The organism is uncultured Aureimonas sp., from assembly GCF_913775355.1.
In the GTDB taxonomy this organism is placed as follows: domain Bacteria; phylum Pseudomonadota; class Alphaproteobacteria; order Rhizobiales; family Rhizobiaceae; genus Aureimonas.
In genome coordinates this window covers 33,341-51,029 of the sequence record NZ_CAJYIU010000052.1, presented here as the reverse complement: position 1 = coordinate 51,029, position 17,689 = coordinate 33,341, and the positions used below count along the sequence as shown (strand labels likewise).

Genomic DNA, 17,689 nt, shown 5'->3' with positions numbered 1-17,689 from the left:
CTATCTCGGACGGATCCGCTATTGGTAGCGTAAGGGGCCTTTTGGCTTTGCCGTTTTTCGAAGGCCGCGCGTAATGCGTGGAAGCTGTCGCGTCCGTCGCATGCCCAAGCAAGGCAGCGAGCTCCTCACGCGAGCAAACGCCGCTGAGGCAAGCGTCCTTTGCCGCCGCTGCAAACATATGCCTAGTCGTGTAAAACATGGGCGCTGCTTCCGACGCGGCCATAGTTTTGATGTGATTTTACATAATCCGCCCCGCCACGATTTGTAGAGCACCTCCCACTTGCGCGCTCGCTCGTCCCGATCGCGGGGCAAAAGCTGATCGAGATGCGTCATCCATGCGGCGATGACGTCCACCTCGGGACAAGCCTGCCGCCAAATCAAGGTTCGGGTTGGTCCATGCGCACGGCCGTTGCTATTTTTTTCCATTGACGACTGTCAGATGACGTTCTCCCGAAACAGGGTCAATCGTCAGGTGCGCGTCTCTCCATTCGGACGGGCGAAGCCCGGTGCACAAACCCGCTGCAAGAAGAAGGCCGATCGACCGAACATGCCGGCTTCGGCTCAAGGCTAGAGTTGCCATGAGCCGATCCCAATCGGCAGGAGCGACGGTCTTCGCCTTCTTGGCAGAGGTCCGCCTCGGCAGAGTCTTGAAGGAAGCTCGCTCTCCCGTCGAACCCGTCGAAAATGGAGACCGTGAAGCCAACAACAGACTAAGGGCGTACAGACTGTCCTCTCGTTCTCCATAAGCGAACGCTTCATCCCGGAGCCGCTCGCCAATCATGAAGGTAGAGGCGCTGCGATATTGGCGAAACGTCGCGGCATCCAAGTCATGCCGACGCCCGATGAGCCAGTGAGCGTAGGTTGTAACGTCCAAGCGATGATAGGGTGGGTTTTGGGCACCAAACTGCGCCCACAAACGATCGAAGCATTTCCGATAGCTTGCCTCCGTTGACGCGCTTCGGGTTGGTTCAGACGCCGACGAAGCCGCCGTGAAAGGATCGGTGCGCCTGTTCCTCGTCACAGCGCCACCTCGATCTGCCAGTGCCCACTTTCATCCTGTCGGGCGCGCCATTTCCGTACAGATCTGCGAACACCGAACTTGCTGGCGGATACATTTGCCATGACGCCCGCATGTCCGGCAATCGCCTGTTCGAGCGTGGCGGTGTCGCCGACGATGCGGACGGTCGCGTCATCGACTTCAACGCGGTCGATGACGGAGCGCAGATACGCCTTGCGGAACGGCACGTCGCCCGAGCGGATGTTCTCGCGCATCGCCTGACCGAACTGCTCGACGATCTTGGACGGGATCACCTGGCTCGGCACCATCTGAGCACGCACGCGGTCGAGTGCCGCTTGCGCACGCTCGCGGTCGAGCCGAAGACTGCCCACTCGCTCTCGCAGGATGTCGTCCATCTCGGTGATGCCGTCCTCGACCATGCGGTAGAGCCGCTTCAGCTTCTCCTCGGCATCCGTCGCCTCGCGTTGGAGGGCGATGATTCGCCCATCGACCTCAGCCACCTTCTCGGCGCGGTCTCCAGTGATGGAAGTGAGAAGCTCGGTCAGCCGCTCGGTCGTGAAGAGACGTTCGGAAAGGTGCTCGACCACGAGATCGTCGAGTGTGTCTATGCGGATCGATCGGCCCTTGCAGACGATTTTGCCCGAGCGCGCGCACGCTGAGCGGGTGTCGCAACGATGAACCTTGGCGCTCTGCCCAAGGTGCCGGTGCGAAGCGTCAGGCAGCCTTCGCAGGAGGCACATACCGCCAGCCCCGTCGGCAGGATCTGGACTTGCCCCGGGACAGTGGAGATCTCTTGTGACGGAATGAGGAGCATTTCCTGGGCAAGGCGCAGCGCCGGTTCGGGCAAGAGTTTGAGGCGGAGGCCGTTCGTCTGGTGGAGACGAGCGGCCGCACGCAGCGCGAGATCGCCGAGGATCTCGGCATCGGGCTTTCGGCGTTGCGCCGCTGGCTCGACAAGCGTCGGGAGCGCGCTCTGGAGGCGCCGTCTCCTGAGCGCCAGGAGGATATGGCAGCCGGGTTGAAGCGGCTTCGGCGCGAGAATGAGATCCTGCGCCAGGAACGCGAGATCTTGAAGGGAGCCGCGACTTTTCTCGCCAAAGAGGGAAGTCGATGAGGTTCCGCTTCATGGATGCGGCGACGAAGGAATTCCCCGTCCACCACCTGCGTCAGGTCCTCGGCGTCATTCCGAGCGGCTACTTCGCTTGGGAAGCGCGCCCGGCTCGTCACCGCCAACACACCGACTTGATGCGGCTCGCCCATGTTCGCGCGGCCTTTGCAGTCTCGACCGGGACCTATGGCAGCCCCCCGCATGGTGCAAGAGCTCCGCAACGTCGGCTTGCCGATCGGGCGTCGGCGCGTTGCCCGCCTGATGCGCCATAACGATATGAAGGCCCGGCAGAAGTCGCGTTTCAAGCGCACCACAGACAGCCTACATGCCTTTCCGATCGCGCCGAATCCCCTGGATCAGGACTGCGCGACAAGCGGTCCGAACCGGAAACGGGGTGCACACATCTCCTACGTCTGAACGCGGGAGGGTGGCTCTATCTGGCCGTCGTGATCAACCTCTTCGCCCGACGCGTCGGCGGCTGGGCCACCAGTGACCCCCTACACAAGGAACTGGCCCTGTCGGCCCTGCGTCGTGCTGTCGCTGTCCGATGTCCCACCGCCGGGCTCGTTCACCACGCGGATCGAGACAGCCAATTCTGCTCGACCGGGTACCAAGCGGAACTGCGGCGGCACAGCATTCGGCAAGGACTGTGCGTCAGGAACCGAAGGTCGCGCGAGCCGACTTCGGATCGGCGTCGGCGAGGACGTGGCTCCAAGACTCGAACAGGGCTTGACTGGAGGTGATGCGCGTCGAGCCGCGCAACCGCGCCTCGCGGGGCGAGCAACCGAACCGGCGGCGGAAAGCCTTCGAGAAGGAGGCCTGGTTTTCGAAACCGAGCGCGTCGGCGATCTGGCCGATCGAGCGATGCTCCTCGGGATGGAACAGCAGCGCGCGCGCCGCATCGAGACGGCGCGTCTGGACATAGTTGGAAACGCCGCCCAGCACCGAGAAGGCCCGGTAGAGGGTGGAGCGCGAGATCTCCAGATCCTGGGAGATCGTCTCCGGCAGCAGGGTCGGAGAGGCGAGGTTACGGTCGATGTAGCGCTCCACCCGACGCCGTATCGCCGAGGCCGTCGTCTGCTCGACATTGGCCGGGCCTTCGTAGAGCTCGCCAAGGCTCGCCGCCATGAGCGTCAGGGTCGCCTGCGTGATGCGAAGCGCCTCCTCACGGTTCATCTGCGGCAGGTAACGGGCCAAGGCGCTGAAATGCTCGGCCAGGATGCGCCCGCCCGCCCGGTTCAGGACCCGGCCGTGGAAATCGGGAAGGTGGGGCAGGAGACGGCGTATGACATCGCGCGACACGTTGACGAGAACGTACTGGCACTCCGTGCAGCGTCCACCGAAGGGCCGCGCGGCATCCATGACGCAGACCTCGCCCTCGCCGAAATCATACGGCCGCCCGTCGGCATCACCGGCGTAGCGGCCCCGCTGAAACAGCATGAAGATGATGTTGTTGTAGCCGTCGCCGATCTTTCCGGCAGGCCGGACAAAACTGGCAGCGGCGGTACGCCCCGCCGTGAACAGGATCGGCTCCATCAGCCAGGCCGATGTATCGATCCAGAACTCCTCGATCGGCGTCTGCGCCAGACCGATATCGTATTGCGGCAACGTGGCCTGCCAGATCGCCAGTGCCTTCTGTGGCGTCATGTCTGCACTACGCAGGGTCAGCTTCGGCAAGGGAGATTCGACGGTCACCGATCAGCAGTCCCAGATGCGTGGAAGGAGCGACCACGACACAGCGTTCCGCAATAGGTCACCACCGGACGAGCACCACGCGGCATGGCAGAGGCATAATGCTGTCCGAACATTTCAACCTGTGGGTTTGTTCCTTAGCGGAAGGTGGACATGGCCGACGCTGCGTCCGCCCCCATCCCGGCCGGGTCGCCGAGTGCATCAGCCAAGGGCATCCTGCGCCGCGATCAGGCGCCCCAGCGATCGCTCGATGGCCGGCAGCCCGAACTCGCTTTCCGGGATCGACAGGGCGAAGAGCGCCTCGTCTCGCGCTGTCAAGCCGGCATGAAGAAAGGTTTCCTCGGCAAGGTCGGGTCCCGCAAGGGCCAGAACACGCGCGTCCATGTCGTCGCCCGGTCGGGGCAGCGGCCGGGTCAAGCTTATCACCACACGGCCACCCCCGTCCCCGCTCTCGAAGCCCAGGAGCCCGGAGCGCGAGAAGGCGAAGACGTAGCGTCCATCGGCGGTCGGCCGCGCCGCGAGGCCGATCTGCGCGGCGAAGGCAACCATGGTTGTCTCGACGGCCGGAGAGAAGGTCATCGGCTCGCCCCCGCGCGCTGCCCCACCGGCTCGCCCGGGCTCCCCCGGCCCTCGTACTCCAACTCCTCTTCCGCCACGGCTCGGTCCTGGAGCATCATGAGAGCGGCGACCTGTTGGAGCCGGGACTGAAGCGAGGGCATGACGTCGTCCGGCAATTCCGCGTGGGCAAGGCGCAACCCGTTGGCGTAGACGAGCTGCGTTTCGGCCGAACAGGTCCCGTAGCGTGCGAGGAGCGCGCGAGCGTCCGCCAGGCCGCTGGTCGCGCGCGTGCTGAAGGCGAGAAGCAGGCCGGTGGCGTCGGTCGCGCTACCCTGCGGCCGTTCGCCCGGCTTCAGGAGGCGGTCGGTCGTGCGGCACAGGTTGTTCAGGAGTTCCATCACTGTGCCGAGCGTCTTGAGCTTCGACATCTCCGTGATCAGCGCGTGGAGAAAGGCCGGGTCGCTGGAGGGACCGGTGGCGGCCATGTCGCGGCCGGCCGCCATCAGGAACAGATCGACCACCTCGTCGAGACGCTTCAGGGGATCGAAGCAGCGGAACGCGTCGAAGACGCGGTTCATGTCCGGCGTCTCGCGCAGGAGCTGGCGGTAGGTCTCCCGCACAGCGGCCGGATCGGTCTCAAGCGTCGCGGCCTCGCGCGCCGCCAGTTCGGCCACCGCGAAGCCCGCCCGCACCTCGCGACCGAGATCGCCTCGCTCGTATTCGGCGCGGACGCCCTCCAAAAGCGCTTGGAACTCCACTGTTGCCCCGCTGGCTGCGAAGAACTCGCGCGCGATCTCGAGGCCCGCGAACTGGTGCGTGGGATCGGAGTCGAAGCGGCCGAGCAGCGCCAGGACGTCGTCCTTGGTGGGCCCGCCTCCCTGCCCGCCGCCCGACAGGAGGTCCTGCATGCGTGTCAGGTCCTCGACAAGGCCCTGCAACTCGCTCTCGCGAGGCATGTCGGGCAGCTTGTCGTAATAGTCGGCGATGCGGGCAATGGCCTCGAGATGGGCGCCCTGACCCTGTCGCACCTGGCGCTGGCCGAGCGTGCGCTTGTCGGAACGATGGGCGACCGCCATGCCGATCTCCTCCTTCGCATCCTCCAGCTTGGAGGTTTCGGAGGAGGTCTCGACCGTCTGCCCCCGATAGTCTCCCTGAGCCGCGCGAGTGACCTCGGCGCCGACGGGCGAGGTGACCGCAAGCGCGGCGAGGTTCTGACGGGTGGTTTCGATCGCTCCGGCCATGGGCCACTCCGACAAAACGATGGAACGAGGGACCGCGCCCCGAAACGGGCAACGGCCGCTGGCCCTTGCGGGGCATCGGCCGTTCTAGTCCATCCGGCAGACGGCGGGTGATTATCGGCCGGCCGCTGTGCCGAACGGCACGGCCGGCACCGATCAGACCCTGTCAGGCGACGTTGCGCGCGATCGACTTCAACGTGTCGGCGACCGTCTTGAGCATGTTGGTGCGAAGGTTCGAGACCGCCGACCAGGTGTTCATCGCCATCTGCATGGCGAACATCTTCTCGGTGTCCGACAGGTTGGCGTTCTTCTCGATCTCGCGGATGTCCTCCTCGATCGCCTCCATCTGGTCGCCCAGGCGCTTCTGCCGCCAGATCAGGTCGAAACCGTCGCGGTTATCGAACGTCTCGGTGCCGGCGAGCTTGGTGCCGCTAGTGGGCTGCTGATAGAGGGTCGAGGTGCCGACGCCGGTGAACGTGCTTGCGGCCATGGTCATGCTTCCTTCCGGTTGAGGGTTCAGGTGTTGGGGGAACCGGGGGGAGCCCAACGGCAGATCCCCCGCATGAGGTCGCGCGCAGCTTCCAGCGCGCGGGCAAGCGTCTGGCGACGCTCGAAGACGGCCGGGATCTCGCCCGCGTCGAGGCGGCGCCGGTTGTCGTCGGCGAGCGCGTCGAGGCGCGCGCTGAGCCGCTTGGCCTCGCCCGCGCCGCCGGGCCCGAGCAGGCGCTCGGCGAGATCGGTCATGGCCACGCGCTCGGTTTCGCTCACAGTCCCTCCTCCAGCCAGAGCGACTCGAGCCGCCGCCGGTTCAGGATCAGGATGGAGCGGTCGGACATGGCGATCCAACCGGCCTTTTCCCACGCCTTGAGCGCGCGATTGACGTTGGAGCGCGCCCCGCGCGCCATCAGGCCGAGATCACTCTGGGTGACGAAGGCGCCGACGCTCTGAACGTCTCGACCCAGGTGCGTCGCCGTCGAGCCGAGGTCGTCGGCGACGCGCAGCAGGGCCTGCGACAGGCGTCCGTTCAGCGTCTTGAGGCCGAGCGATCGCGTGAGCGCGATATAGGCGCGGTAGCGTCGGGCGACCGTGCGACCGAGGGCGAGCGGCAGTTCGCCCCGCGCCTCCTGCGCCTTCACGTCGCCCGCCGAAACGCGGAACACCGAGGCGTTGCCGACTGTGGTCGCCATGTCATGATGGGTGCTGGCCGAGAAGACGCCGAGCTCGCCGAAGCTCTCGCCGGGCGGCAAGATCGCGAACAGGACCGCCGTTCCGTCCTCCAGAAGATAGGACAGGCGCACATGGCCGGACCGGACGAAGTAGAGGTGAGCGGCCGGATCGTCCTGAAGATAGATGAACTCGTTGGGCCCGTAGAGCTTGACGCCGGCCGCCGCCGACAGCGCCTGACTGGCGGCGGGTGACAGGGAGCGGAACTCCGAACCGGCGCGAAACGGGATCCGCTCGACCGCGGACGAGGTCGCGCGCAAGGGTGAGGGCGCCAAGCCACCCCCCACGCTGCGATCCGCCGCGAAGCGTCCCATCGTGCCCATGCCCTGCCCTCCCACGACGCGCCGCTAGGACGGCGGTCCGACATGGCGACCATGCGTCAGCGACCATCCCGCGTACCACTGCGCAGCGTCTCAAAACGTTCCGCGCAATCCCAAATCGACACACGCGCACTTGGAAAAGGAGCCGGCGGCCTACACGCCCCGGACGAGGAAGCGGTACAGGAAGGAGCGACGACGCTCGGCGCCGGACGACGCGTTCTCCCTGTGGAGCGCGGCGGCCGCGGTGCCCGCCCGGCATGATGCCGAGGTGCCCTTCCCGGAACGACCGCCATGTCCGACACTGCCGCCGAACCGATCATCCTGAAGATCCTGACGGGCGTACAGTCCGGCGTCGACGTGTTTCTGACCGACGGGACCTACAGCCTCGGCTCTGGCGAGGAGGACGACATCCAGGTTCTGGATGTCTCGCTTCTGCCGGGCCACGTACGGCTGCGCGTTCGCGAGGGACGTGTGGCGCTCGCGGGGGGCGCCGGGCCGGCCAGCACGACACTAGGCACCCGGATCCTGCCGAACGGCGAGTTCGCCGATCTCGAGCCGCTCGATGTGGTGTGGGCCGGCACGACGCGCTTCACCACGGGCCTGCCAAGCGCCAACTGGTCCTCGCTCTCCCAGGAGCCGCCTCCGGTTCCCGTGAAGCTGCGCCGAAGCGGACTGCGGAAGCGCCATGCCGTGAGCGGCGTCGTCGAATCCAATGCGGGCCGCCTGCGCTGGGCGGTGCCGCTCGCCGTGGTGCTGGCCGCGCTCGGCGCAGCCGCTGCCACGCTTCCGGTCGGAGGATCTGTCGGTGGTGCGGGCGGGAGCAAGGGACGCGGCAGCATCGAGGCCGTGCGCGAGGCGATCGCCGCGTTGCCCTTCGCGCGCAACGTCGAGGCGCGCGCGGAGGTCGACGGGGAGGTGTTCGTCACCGGCTTCGTGGCGACGCCGGCCGAGCGGCGCGCCGTCCTCGCCGATACGCGCGCGGCCGACCCGGCTGTCAGGCTGCGCGTCGGCGTCCTGGACTCCATGAAGGGCGAGATCGCCCAGCTCCTGTCGGTCGAGGCGCCCGGGATTGACTTCACGCTTTCGGACCGGGGCGAGGTGACGCTGCGCGGGACGATCCTCGATCCGGCCGAGGCCGGTCGCGTCGCCGCGCTCGTCGCCGACAACGTGATCGGCGTCGCCTCCCTGACGTCCGAGATCGAGACCCGCGACACGCTCCTGGCCGCCGTTCGGCGCCTTGCCGAGCGCTCGCAGATCGCGCCGCTCACGATCCTGCGCCTCGACGGCTCCCTGATCGAGATGAGCGGCGTCGTGCCGACCGAAAAGGTCGACGCCTGGGTGGGGTTTCTGCAGGCTTATACGGCGCAATACGCGCCGCAGATCGCCCTGCGGTCGCTGGTACGCCTGCAGAATCCGGACGGCACGATGCAGCCGGCCCCCACCGCCGGGTCCGCCCTGGTGATCGGCTCTGCCGCGCTGGCGCAAGGGGACGTGCGGCTCGATACGGACCGGCTCGTATCGGGCACCTATGATCTGGCGGACGTCTTCGCAGGTCAGCCCGCCTCCCCGCCGGCGCTCGTCACCGAGACCGCTTCGCCCGCGGAGGCGGCGGTCAACGTGAGCCGGGTCCTCGGCGGAGCACAGCCGGGTCCGGTGACAACAGGCGGCATCGTGGCGGCGCCGCGCGTCGTCGGGGTGGAGACCCCGCTGACCGCCGAGCCCGGACGTCGCACCGGAGACGCGCAAGATCCCCTCGCCACGGCGGCTGGCGCTGGCTCGGCCGGCCTGTACGCGGACGACGACACCGTGCGCCGGCTCCTGCGCACCTGGGGTTCCGGCCATCTTCCCCGCGACCCGGAGGGGCGGCGCCTCGGCGCTGCCTTGGAGGCGCTCGCACGCGCCGCGCCCGGCACCGACTCCCCGGCGGCCCTCAGCCAGCGCTACGCGCCGATTCGCCGGCCCGGCCCCCTGTCGGACGCCGATCTCGCCTGCTGGCCGACGGCCAAGCTGACCGAGGCGAACGTGGCGGGCACGCTGTTCTGGCTCGACCTCCTGTCCGTCAGCGAGGACCTGTCGCTCGGCAGCATCGAGGCGGCGACCCGGCCGCTCGTCCTGGAGGCGGCCCTCAACCCGCGCCGGCTCGACAGCTGCGCGCGGCGCGCCGGCCTGTCGATCCAGTCGGTCTATCTCGACGAGGTGGCGCGCAATCCGGGCTTCGTGAACTTCATCACGCGCGACCTGTCGGACTACCCGCTCGACATCGCGGGCGCCAACGTCGGACAGGACCGCTTCGTGCAGCTGCGGGGCGGCGAGAAGCTGCGCGAGGGCGCCGCGCCCGATCGCAACAGCCGCATCGCCAGCGTCGGCGAGCTCGGCGTGGCCGTAGATCGGGGCGGTGACGGCTTTTCCGCTGTTATCTTCGGCACAAGCGTCAACTGGATCGTCCGCTAGAAGGATTTCGTTCCAGCTAGAAGGACGACCTCCATGGCGCATGTCGACATCTCGCCCCTCATGGAGGCGATCGGGCCTCTCGACGACGACATCCTGGCCGTGACCGCCATAGGCGAGACCTGGGTGGTGCGACTCGAGGACCTCGACATCCAGGTCGAGGAGGATCGCGCGGCGCAGCGCCACCTCCTCACCGCGGTCGTCGCGGGCCCGCCCTCGGCGGGTCGGCTGGAGGTCTACGAGACGCTCCTCCAATACAACCTCCTGCGGCGCGAGACCGGGATGTGCTCAGCTCTCGGTCCGGACGGCGAGGTCGTCCTTCTGGCGGAGGTGCCGAGCGAAGGCATGAACGTGCCTCTCCTTCTGGACGTCCTCCAGAACATCGCGGCCAAGGCGCGCGCCTTCGCCCCGCTCGTCGCGCAGGCGCCCGCCCCGGCGCAGGCGGGCGATCTCGACCTCGGCATGATCGCGATCCGGATCTGAGGAGGGCGCCGTCATGTCCAACATCTCCCGCCTGCAGCTCAACACGAACACCCGCCTCGACGAGCTCCAGAACTTCGCGCTGAACCTTCACGACAAGGACCGCGTGAGGACCGAGCGCACGGCCGGCGGCGTCGTGCTCTACGCCAGCCCCAAGCCCACGGGCCTCGCCAAGGCCAAGGAGGACATCGGTAACTTCTTCGCCAAGTTCACCAGCCCGAACCGGAACCGGGAAACGCGCGATGCGATCGCGGGCGTCGTCAACCGCGCCGGCCCGCGCGCGGACCCCGCCGTATTCTCCAGCGTAAGGACGGCTCTCCAGTCGGGCCTCAAGGGCGAGCTGAAGGGCGCGTCCCTGAAGATGATGGCCGCCGCGGTGCGAGCCGACGACGGCATGCGCGGCCCCTCGCCCGATAAGCTGACCCCGGGCGCGCTCGGCCAGGCCGCCGGCCTGATGCTGGGAGAGCTGGAGTCGCTGCGCGCGCCGGTCGGCGACACGGCGCCCCGCTTCGCGAAGGAGCCGCTCGTCGGCGGCGATCCGGCGCAGGTCGGCCGGCATCTCGCGCTCGACTTCGCCAGGACCGCCTCGCAGGCGGATAAGGACAGCTTCGTGCTCACCGGCGCCCCGGCCATGCGCGAGGCGCTGGAACAGCTGATGGTCGCCGCGCTTCCCGGCAAGCCCGACGCCGAAACGCTGCAGGGCGTGAAGGCCGCGGCTGAGACGGCGGTCCGAAGCGCGGCGGCCGCGCTCGCGGACGGCCGCAAGGACGCCGCCGGCGACATCACGATCGGCGGCAAGACCTATGAGCTGGACCGACATCTCGGCCAGGGCGGCTTCGGCAGCGTCGATCTCTACAAGGAGAAGGGCGGCACGGAGCGGATCGCGGTGAAGTCCGCCATCCAAGCCACCTCGCCGGAGGCGCGTAAGGAGATCCGCGACGAGGTGGCAGCCCATCGCGCCGTCAGCGGCTCTCCCAACGTCGTGGGCCTGAAGGGAACGGTCTTGGGCGAGGACGGCTCGCTTCTGATCGCCATGGAATACGCGCCGATGGGCGACGTCGGCGGGCTTATCCGGGACATGAAGGAGGATGCAACCCTCACCACGGTCGAGCGGCGCAACATCGCCCTCACGGTGCTGAAGGACCTCGCCACCGGCATGAAGCACATGCACGAGACCTCGGACCTGGTCCATGCCGACTTCAAGCCGACCAACTGCTTCATCGGCACCGGAGCGGTCACCAAGATCGCCGACTTCGGAACCGCCACCAAGACGGGCGACTACTCCTACGGCAACGCTGCGATCAAGAACGGGGGATCGAACTACACCGCCCCCGAGTACGACCGCGACGGCGACGCGGCCTACCGGGCGGCGTCGCGCTTCAAGCGGGCGGACGAGACCAGCAACAATCTTCTGATCGACCAGAACAAGATCGACAATCTGGCGAACCAGGTGGACGAGCGGTTCCGCGGCAAGGGGTTGAACGGCGAGCAGCGGCGCGTCCTGCAGGAGGCCGTGCGCCGGAACGTGGCCATGGCCTCGCAGGAAAGCGGGGTCGACAGCACGCGCCATGGCAAGACCGGCGACGTCTGGGCGTTGGGCGCCACCGTGTTCTCGCTGATCTACGACCGCTCGCCGGGCCAGTCGGCGAACACGGCGCACAAGTTCCGGGACTTCGGCCTCGACCTTTCGCAGCGCGCCGTGGATTCGACGGTCGCCGATATCGGCAACCGAATCGACCTAGTTACCCCGTTCCTGGCGGGAACCAGCGGCGATCCGCAGGTGGACGCCCTCCTGAACGGCCTCCTCCATCCCGATCCGCACCAGCGCCTGTCGATGGATGCGGTGCTGGATCACCCGGCCATTCGGGGTCTGTCGCCCGCCAACGAGACCGCGGCGCGAACGAGGATCGCCGGCCTCGCGGCCTGAGGAACGTGGCGATCCAACAAGAAAGGGCGGCCCCGCGGGCCACCCTTTCTCGTTGGAAACCGTCCCGGGCGGAACGCCGGCCGCACGCGACCTCGCCGCCTCAGGGTTTCTCGACCACGCTCTGCGGCGCCACGCCGCCCCCGTCCACCAGCGAGGAGCGCAGGAGACGCGTGATGTTCTCGATCTCGCTGGAGGTGCGCGTCACGCGCGGCGTGATCAGAACGAGGAGTTCGTTGCGCGCGGCGACCTGGGTGCGCTGACGGAAGAGATTGCCGAGCACCGGAATGTCGCCCGCGCCCGGCACCTCGGAGCGCCCGTTCTCGACCCGGTCCTGGATCAGGCCGCCGAGTAGGATCGTGCGGCCCGACTGGACGAGCACCTGGCTCTGGAGATCGCGCGTGGCGATCGTCGGCGTCAGTTCCTCCGAGGCCGAACCTGGCTTCGGCGTCGAGACTGACTGGCTGATCGCGAGGTTCACCGAGTTGTTGGCATGGATCTGCGGCGTGATCTCCATCACGACGCCGGTGTCCACGACCTGAATCTCCCGCGTAACGGTGACGTTGCCGAGATTGCTCGAGGCCTGGGTCGCGGTGGCGAAGGGGATCTGGTCACCGATCACGAGCCGGGCGGTGCGGTTGTTGAGCACCGTCAGATAGGGCGAGGACACGACCTTGACGTTGGTCACGTCGCGCAGCGCGGTCAGCACCGCGTTGACGGAGATGTTGCCGAGCGTCCCCGAGAAGCCGACGATACCGCCCGTGGTTGGTGAGACAGCGGAGGGAATGCCCGATCCTGCCCCGATGCCGTTGGACTCCAAGAAAAACTGGACACCCCGCTCGAGCTGGTCATTCAGCGTGACCTCGATCACGGTGGCCTCGATGACAACTTGGGCTTCGGGCACGTCCAGCGCCGCCACGGTCTCGCGGATCTGGTTGAAGATGCGATAGCTGGAGTAGACGAGCAGCGTGTTGGTACGCGTGTCGGGAACAATGCGGATTTCGTCGGCGGCTGGCGGCGCGATCTGGACCGACGACCCGCCCTGACCTTCGCCGACGACAGCGGCATCCCCCTCGGCGCTGGTTTCGCCCGACGCGGCCGCGCGCCTGCGCGGTCCCGCTTCGGCGCCGTCGGCGGGTAGGTCGATCGCCGGCGGCGGCGACAGGGTGGTGCCCGAGCCCGTATCGGCTTCCGAGTCCGACAGGGGCCCCTCGCCCGCCCCCGGCAGGCGCGCGCGTGGAAACAGACGGCTCCTGGGCGCGGTGCGCTTGGGATCGGTGAGGACGTCGCGACGCGCCGCGCGCGCCCCGCCGCCGCGCGCCGTTCCGGCACCGGAACCGAAGACGCTGCTGACCTGAGGCGCGATCTCCTCGGCGCGCAGATGCGTCAGCGGAATCACGCGCAGCGAGGACACGTCGGTCGTGGAGCGGTCGAGCTGCTGAACGAGGAGGCGTACGGAATTCATCTGCTGGGCGTCGGGCGTGCCGATCAAGAGGGCGCGCTGGGCTTCCAGTGGCAGCACCGTGATCGACGGCTCGTCGCCGCGGATGGTGGAGGCGTAGAAAGCGCTGACGCGCTCGGCGATCGCGGACGGCTCGCTCTGGCCGAGCGGCACGATGGCCACCGACCCCTGGCTCACCGCCGACTGCGAGATGGTTCGCAGCAGGCGCTCGACCCCATCCGCTTCGTCGGGGCTGGCGCGCAGCACCACTGTATTGGGCGATGAGGAAGCCTGCAGCTGCACGCCGCCCGGCACCAGCGCGTTTCCGAGCTGGACGACCTGCGCGGCGTTGCCCCGGCCGAGCTTGACGATGCGTGTGATCTCCTCGCCCGCCGAGCCCGCGGCCGCGTTGGCGGTCAGCCCCTGGATCACGGCGGCCGATCCCACATGATAGACGCCGTTGATCGCGCGGATCACGAGGTCGTTTCGCGCAAGGAGGTCGCGCACGACGTCGAGCACGCGGCTCTTGGGGATCGGCGTCTCGGTGCGGAAGGTGATGCGACCGGGCAGGTTGTCGGGCGCGACGTAGTTCAGGCCGAGCGCGCCACCGAGCAGCTGCTGGAGAACGAAATTCACGCTCGCGTTCTGAAAGTCCAGAGAGATGCGTTCGTTCGGATCGAAGCCGGTCGTGTTGCTGGTGCGCAGCTCGTTGAGATCCTGCGTCAGCTGGACCGTATTGGGCGCGTATTCGACGCTTTGGCTGCCGACGAAGCCGGTGAAGGGCTCGGCTCCGCGCGCCACGCTCGCGGCATTGATGCGGCGCACGTCCACGACGGGCCCGGAGCGCTCCGCCTCGCCGTTCTCAAGACGCGGTTGTCCAGTGGGCCCGACCATGTCGTCGAGCGAGGAGACGCAGGCCGACAGCGCCAGGGCACCGGCCAATGCCGACGAGACAAGAAGCGTTCGCCGACGGTCGCGCGCACCTGGTCGATGCCGAGACGGCGAACGCGCCTTCGATATGCCTCGGTCCATGCTCGTCCCGGTCCCCGCCTCACGCCCGCCTGCCCGGAGGCCAGACGTCCCGCTCACCCGGCAGCTCCCTACGACCGCCGCAGAATTCCTAGCAGCCGGGAATCTTATTAAACCAGAAGCGTTGTGGCTGGTTTTACGTCTGCGTCCCAGTACAGGCAGCTGCGTCCAGCCTGTGCACAATCCGGGCGTCGCCGCGGCGGCCTTCAGGCGCTGCCGGAGCGGTGCTCGGCGCGTTCCATGTCGATGACCCCGTGGTCGAGGCGTCCCCCGTAAAGACGGTCCCGGTTCCGATTGACCCAAGCCAGCACCTCGGCCACGGCATCGAAGAGGTCGTCGGGTACCGGCGCGTAGAGATCGGCTTCGGCGAAGAGCGCGCGGGCCAAGACCTGGTTGCGGAACACGGGAACGCCCGCTTCCTCGGCTTCGCGCCGAAGATAGGCGGCGATGGCGTTCTGCCCCTTGGCCGTGACCATGGGCAGCGGCGTCTCGCCCGGACGGTAGTCAATCACCACCGCGAAATGGGTCGGGTTCACCACGAGTGCGGTGCCTTTGCGCGCGGCCGCCCCGCCGTCGCTCATGGCCAGCTCGTGAGCGAGCTGCTTGCGCTTGCCCTTGATGTGCGGATCGCCTTCGCTCTCCTTGTATTCCCGCTTCACCTCGTCCTTGGACATCATGAGGCTCTTGGTGTGGGAATGCTTCTGGTAGGCGAAGTCGGCGACCGCGACGACGATGAAGGCGGCGGCCGAATAGGCAAGGGTCTGGAACAGGATCGAGATCGTCACGTCGCCGATGCAGACGAGGCCGCAGTCCAGCGCGTTCATGAAGGGGCCGATCGCGCCCGACAGAACGTGGTAGAGCAGCACCGACAGGAAGGCGATCTTGAGCACCGACTTCAGGAGGTCGACGACCTGCTTCATCGAGAAGATGCGCTTGAAGCCGGCCGCCGGACTGATCTTCTCGAGCTTTGGCGCAATGCTTTCGAACGAGAAGAGCGAGCCGAACTGGGCGTAGTTGGCCGCAATTCCCGCAAGGATCACGACGCCCAGCACGGGCGCGAGCAGGAGCGCACTCTCGCGGAAGGCATAGAGGACGCCGGTCATGGCGTTGGTGCGGAAGTCGCCGGCCGCCAGGACCGCCATCTGGTCGAACATGCCGACGAACGTGTCGTTCACCGTGCCCCACATGATCCAGACATAGGCGATCACGGCCAAGAGCGAGACCGTTGTGACAACCTCCTGGGATCGGGCGACCTGACCCTTCTCTCGCGCATCGCGTTCCTTCTTAGGTGTCGGGAGCTCGGTCTTCTCGCCGCCCTCGCTCATGGCTGCGCACCCCGGTTCGAAGGCGGGGGAGCGGCGGGCGGCCTGATCACGAGCGGCTCGGCGCGCGGCTCGACCGCCTGACCGGCGGGGCCGGCGGCGGGCACCGGCGCCGTGCCGGAGAAGCGCATCACGGCGTAGAAGCGGTCGATGAAGGCGGGGAAGGTGCCGAGCTGCTCCGTGCCGTAGGGGAGCAGGCGCGAGAAGTAGAAGATCAGGATCAGGATCGCGAGGCCGCTCTTGATCGGCATGGCGAGGATGAAGACCTGCACCTGGGGCGCGAAGCGGCTCACCATGGCGAGCGCGAACTCGGCCAGGAACATGATCGCGACCACGGGCCCCGCGATCACCACCATGACGCGCAGCGCGTTGTCGGCAACGGCGAGCGCGAGTTCGGGAAACTCGGGCGAGAGCACCGGAACGCCGCGCGTCGCCGGCCAGATTTCGTAGCTCTGGTAGAGGAGCCCGAGGATCGGCAGCATCGCGCCGACCGTGTAGACGTAGGTCAGGAACGCCTGACTGAAGAGGATGCCGAGCGGCGAGGTCTCGTGGCCCTGGAGCGGATCGATAGAGGCCGCGATCGCCGCGCCCCGCTGGTTGTCGATGAAGGCGCCGGCCGACTGCACGGCCCAGAAGATCCAGCCCACGATGTAGCCGAGTACGAAGCCGATCGCGTACTCCTTGAGAAGGTAGAGGGCAAACGACGGAACCGTGCGGTCGAAGGCGTCGACATACGCGTAGTTGATCGGAACGGCGATCACGGAGAGCGACAGGATCGCGGCGACCTTCGGCAGGCGTGGCACGGCCGTGTCGGCGAGGAGCTGGGACACCGACATGAAGGCGTAGATGCGCGGCAGCGTCAGGATCAGCGCGATGATCTCGCGGTCGAAGATCGTGCCGTAGAGGCGCGCGAGATCGGCGATCTCCCTCATGACGCGTCCCTCATGTCATGCTCGGGAAGCCGTCGAAGAGCTTGATCGAGAAGTTCACCATCTCCGAGCCGAGCAGCCCCGCCATTGCCGCGATGGTGAACGCGACCGCGATCAGCTTGATGGCGAAGGAGACGGTCTGCTCCTGGATCTGGGTCAGCGCCTGGAGGAGGCTGACGAGGATGCCCACCACGGACGCCACGATGATAGGCGGCAGGGACAAGACCATGGTGAGGAGCATGGCCTCCTGGATCTGCTGGAGCGCGACGTCGGGGCTCATGGATGCTCCCTCCTCATACGTAGCTCTTCACAAGCCCGAGGATCAGGCGCGACCAGCCGTCGATCATCACGAACAGGAAGAGCTTGAAGGGCAAGGAGATGGTCAGCGGGCTCACCATCATCATGCCCATCGCGAGCAGGATGTTGGATACGACGAGGTCGATCGCGATGAAGGGCAGATAAAGAAGGAAACCGATCTCGAAAGCCTCGCGCAGCTGGGTCACCGTGAACGAAGGCAGGACAACGGCGAGGCTCGTTTCGGTGAGCTGGGCCGCGAGGTCGGGCGGCCACAGTGAGCGCGCCGCCTCCAGGAAGAACATTTTCTCGCGCATCGCCGCGTGGCGGTTCAAGAACTCGAGGAGCGGTCCCTTTCCGGCGTCGTAGGCGGCGCGGATGCCTTCGGCCGAACCCATGTCGACGCTCGGCTGCGCGGCCATGATGTTGAACGTCTCCACCGCGACGGGCGCCATGATGTAGCCCGACAGGATGATGGCCAGCGCGTTCAGCGCCATGTTGGGCGGGATGTTCTGCACGCCGATGGCGTTACGCACGAGCAGGAACACGACCGACAGCTTGATGAAGCTGGTCGCCACAACCGCCAGAAACGGAAACAGCGCCGCGATCGCGACGATGAAGATGAGGTTGAGGGGATCAATCACCGGTCGGCCCGAAACAGAGA

15 protein-coding genes and 1 pseudogene are annotated in these 17,689 nt (G+C 67.3%); 4 read left to right on the top strand and 12 right to left on the bottom strand.

Annotation, left to right across the window (positions count from 1 at the left end; genetic code table 11):
* Positions 1-1,017: 1,017 nt before the first annotated feature.
* Complete coding sequence (locus QZ753_RS04320) at positions 1,018-1,605, bottom strand: hypothetical protein (protein WP_294641461.1); 588 nt, start codon at positions 1,603-1,605, stop codon at positions 1,018-1,020.
* Positions 1,606-1,835: 230 nt separating this feature from the next.
* Here QZ753_RS04320 and QZ753_RS04315 point away from each other — a divergent pair.
* Positions 1,836-2,764, top strand: a pseudogene (locus QZ753_RS04315) (IS3 family transposase); the annotation flags it as partial.
* 16 nt (positions 2,765-2,780) lie between these two features.
* On the opposite strand, the gene QZ753_RS04310 reads toward QZ753_RS04315, so the two are convergent.
* The 6 genes from QZ753_RS04310 to QZ753_RS04285 form a co-directional block, all read right to left on the bottom strand.
* Positions 2,781-3,773: a helix-turn-helix domain-containing protein gene (locus tag QZ753_RS04310; protein WP_294641460.1), complete on the bottom strand. Its 993-nt coding sequence runs from the start codon at positions 3,771-3,773 to the stop codon at positions 2,781-2,783.
* 246 nt (positions 3,774-4,019) lie between these two features.
* Positions 4,020-4,367 carry a hypothetical protein gene (locus QZ753_RS04305; protein ID WP_294641459.1) on the bottom strand — a complete coding sequence of 116 codons (348 nt, stop codon included), beginning with the start codon at positions 4,365-4,367 and terminating at the stop codon, positions 4,020-4,022.
* 26 nt (positions 4,368-4,393) lie between these two features.
* Positions 4,394-5,617 (bottom strand): HrpJ domain-containing protein, encoded by a 1,224-nt coding sequence (locus tag QZ753_RS04300; protein ID WP_294641458.1) that lies wholly within the window; start codon positions 5,615-5,617, stop codon positions 4,394-4,396.
* 163 nt (positions 5,618-5,780) lie between these two features.
* On the bottom strand, positions 5,781-6,104 hold the full coding sequence (locus QZ753_RS04295) for an EscF/YscF/HrpA family type III secretion system needle major subunit (RefSeq protein ID WP_294641457.1): 324 nt from the start codon (positions 6,102-6,104) through the stop codon (positions 5,781-5,783).
* A 26-nt stretch (positions 6,105-6,130) separates the two neighbouring features.
* Positions 6,131-6,382, bottom strand: coding sequence for a hypothetical protein (locus tag QZ753_RS04290; RefSeq protein ID WP_294641456.1), 252 nt, complete (start codon positions 6,380-6,382; stop codon positions 6,131-6,133).
* Positions 6,379-7,161 (bottom strand): Crp/Fnr family transcriptional regulator, encoded by a 783-nt coding sequence (locus QZ753_RS04285; RefSeq protein WP_294641455.1) that lies wholly within the window; start codon positions 7,159-7,161, stop codon positions 6,379-6,381. Before QZ753_RS04285 ends, QZ753_RS04290 begins: the two co-directional genes overlap by 4 nt.
* A gap of 288 nt (positions 7,162-7,449) precedes the next feature.
* Here QZ753_RS04285 and QZ753_RS04280 point away from each other — a divergent pair, with 288 nt between their 5' ends.
* Genes QZ753_RS04280 through QZ753_RS04270 form a run of 3 tightly spaced genes read left to right on the top strand, consistent with a single transcriptional unit; the run spans position 7,450 to position 12,013 of the window.
* Complete coding sequence (locus tag QZ753_RS04280) at positions 7,450-9,609, top strand: BON domain-containing protein (protein ID WP_294641454.1); 2,160 nt, start codon at positions 7,450-7,452, stop codon at positions 9,607-9,609.
* Positions 9,610-9,642: 33 nt separating this feature from the next.
* Positions 9,643-10,089 carry a type III secretion system chaperone gene (locus tag QZ753_RS04275; protein ID WP_294641453.1) on the top strand — a complete coding sequence of 149 codons (447 nt, stop codon included), beginning with the start codon at positions 9,643-9,645 and terminating at the stop codon, positions 10,087-10,089.
* Between the two features lie 13 nt (positions 10,090-10,102).
* The gene (locus QZ753_RS04270; RefSeq protein WP_294641452.1) at positions 10,103-12,013 is read left to right on the top strand and encodes a protein kinase; all 1,911 of its coding nucleotides are present in this window, start codon (positions 10,103-10,105) and stop codon (positions 12,011-12,013) included.
* A gap of 100 nt (positions 12,014-12,113) precedes the next feature.
* Here the strand turns inward: QZ753_RS04270 and QZ753_RS04265 are convergent, their stop codons facing one another.
* The 5 genes from QZ753_RS04265 to sctR form a co-directional block, all read right to left on the bottom strand.
* On the bottom strand, positions 12,114-14,393 hold the full coding sequence (locus QZ753_RS04265) for a secretin N-terminal domain-containing protein (RefSeq protein ID WP_294641451.1): 2,280 nt from the start codon (positions 14,391-14,393) through the stop codon (positions 12,114-12,116).
* Between the two features lie 293 nt (positions 14,394-14,686).
* Positions 14,687-15,805: a type III secretion system export apparatus subunit SctU gene (gene sctU / locus QZ753_RS04260; protein WP_294641450.1), complete on the bottom strand. Its 1,119-nt coding sequence runs from the start codon at positions 15,803-15,805 to the stop codon at positions 14,687-14,689.
* Positions 15,802-16,734 (bottom strand): type III secretion system export apparatus subunit SctT, encoded by a 933-nt coding sequence (gene sctT / locus QZ753_RS04255; RefSeq protein WP_294641449.1) that lies wholly within the window; start codon positions 16,732-16,734, stop codon positions 15,802-15,804. Before sctT ends, sctU begins: the two co-directional genes overlap by 4 nt.
* A gap of 10 nt (positions 16,735-16,744) precedes the next feature.
* Positions 16,745-17,011 (bottom strand): type III secretion system export apparatus subunit SctS, encoded by a 267-nt coding sequence (gene sctS, locus QZ753_RS04250; RefSeq protein ID WP_294641448.1) that lies wholly within the window; start codon positions 17,009-17,011, stop codon positions 16,745-16,747.
* A gap of 13 nt (positions 17,012-17,024) precedes the next feature.
* Entirely contained in the window at positions 17,025-17,669 is a 645-nt protein-coding gene (sctR, locus tag QZ753_RS04245) for a type III secretion system export apparatus subunit SctR (RefSeq protein ID WP_367171488.1), read from the bottom strand.
* Positions 17,670-17,689: the final 20 nt, after the last annotated feature.

Coding starts and splice junctions, on each gene's coding strand:
- QZ753_RS04310 (WP_294641460.1), bottom strand. CDS start 3,773: ATGACGCCACAGAAGGCACTGGCGATCTGGCAGGCCACGTTGCCGCAA.
- QZ753_RS04305 (WP_294641459.1), bottom strand. CDS start 4,367: ATGGTTGCCTTCGCCGCGCAGATCGGCCTCGCGGCGCGGCCGACCGCC.
- QZ753_RS04300 (WP_294641458.1), bottom strand. CDS start 5,617: ATGGCCGGAGCGATCGAAACCACCCGTCAGAACCTCGCCGCGCTTGCG.
- QZ753_RS04295 (WP_294641457.1), bottom strand. CDS start 6,104: ATGGCCGCAAGCACGTTCACCGGCGTCGGCACCTCGACCCTCTATCAG.
- QZ753_RS04285 (WP_294641455.1), bottom strand. CDS start 7,161: ATGGGCACGATGGGACGCTTCGCGGCGGATCGCAGCGTGGGGGGTGGC.
- QZ753_RS04280 (WP_294641454.1), top strand. CDS start 7,450: ATGTCCGACACTGCCGCCGAACCGATCATCCTGAAGATCCTGACGGGC.
- QZ753_RS04275 (WP_294641453.1), top strand. CDS start 9,643: ATGGCGCATGTCGACATCTCGCCCCTCATGGAGGCGATCGGGCCTCTC.
- QZ753_RS04270 (WP_294641452.1), top strand. CDS start 10,103: ATGTCCAACATCTCCCGCCTGCAGCTCAACACGAACACCCGCCTCGAC.
- sctU (WP_294641450.1), bottom strand. CDS start 15,805: ATGAGCGAGGGCGGCGAGAAGACCGAGCTCCCGACACCTAAGAAGGAA.
- sctT (WP_294641449.1), bottom strand. CDS start 16,734: ATGAGGGAGATCGCCGATCTCGCGCGCCTCTACGGCACGATCTTCGAC.
- sctS (WP_294641448.1), bottom strand. CDS start 17,011: ATGAGCCCCGACGTCGCGCTCCAGCAGATCCAGGAGGCCATGCTCCTC.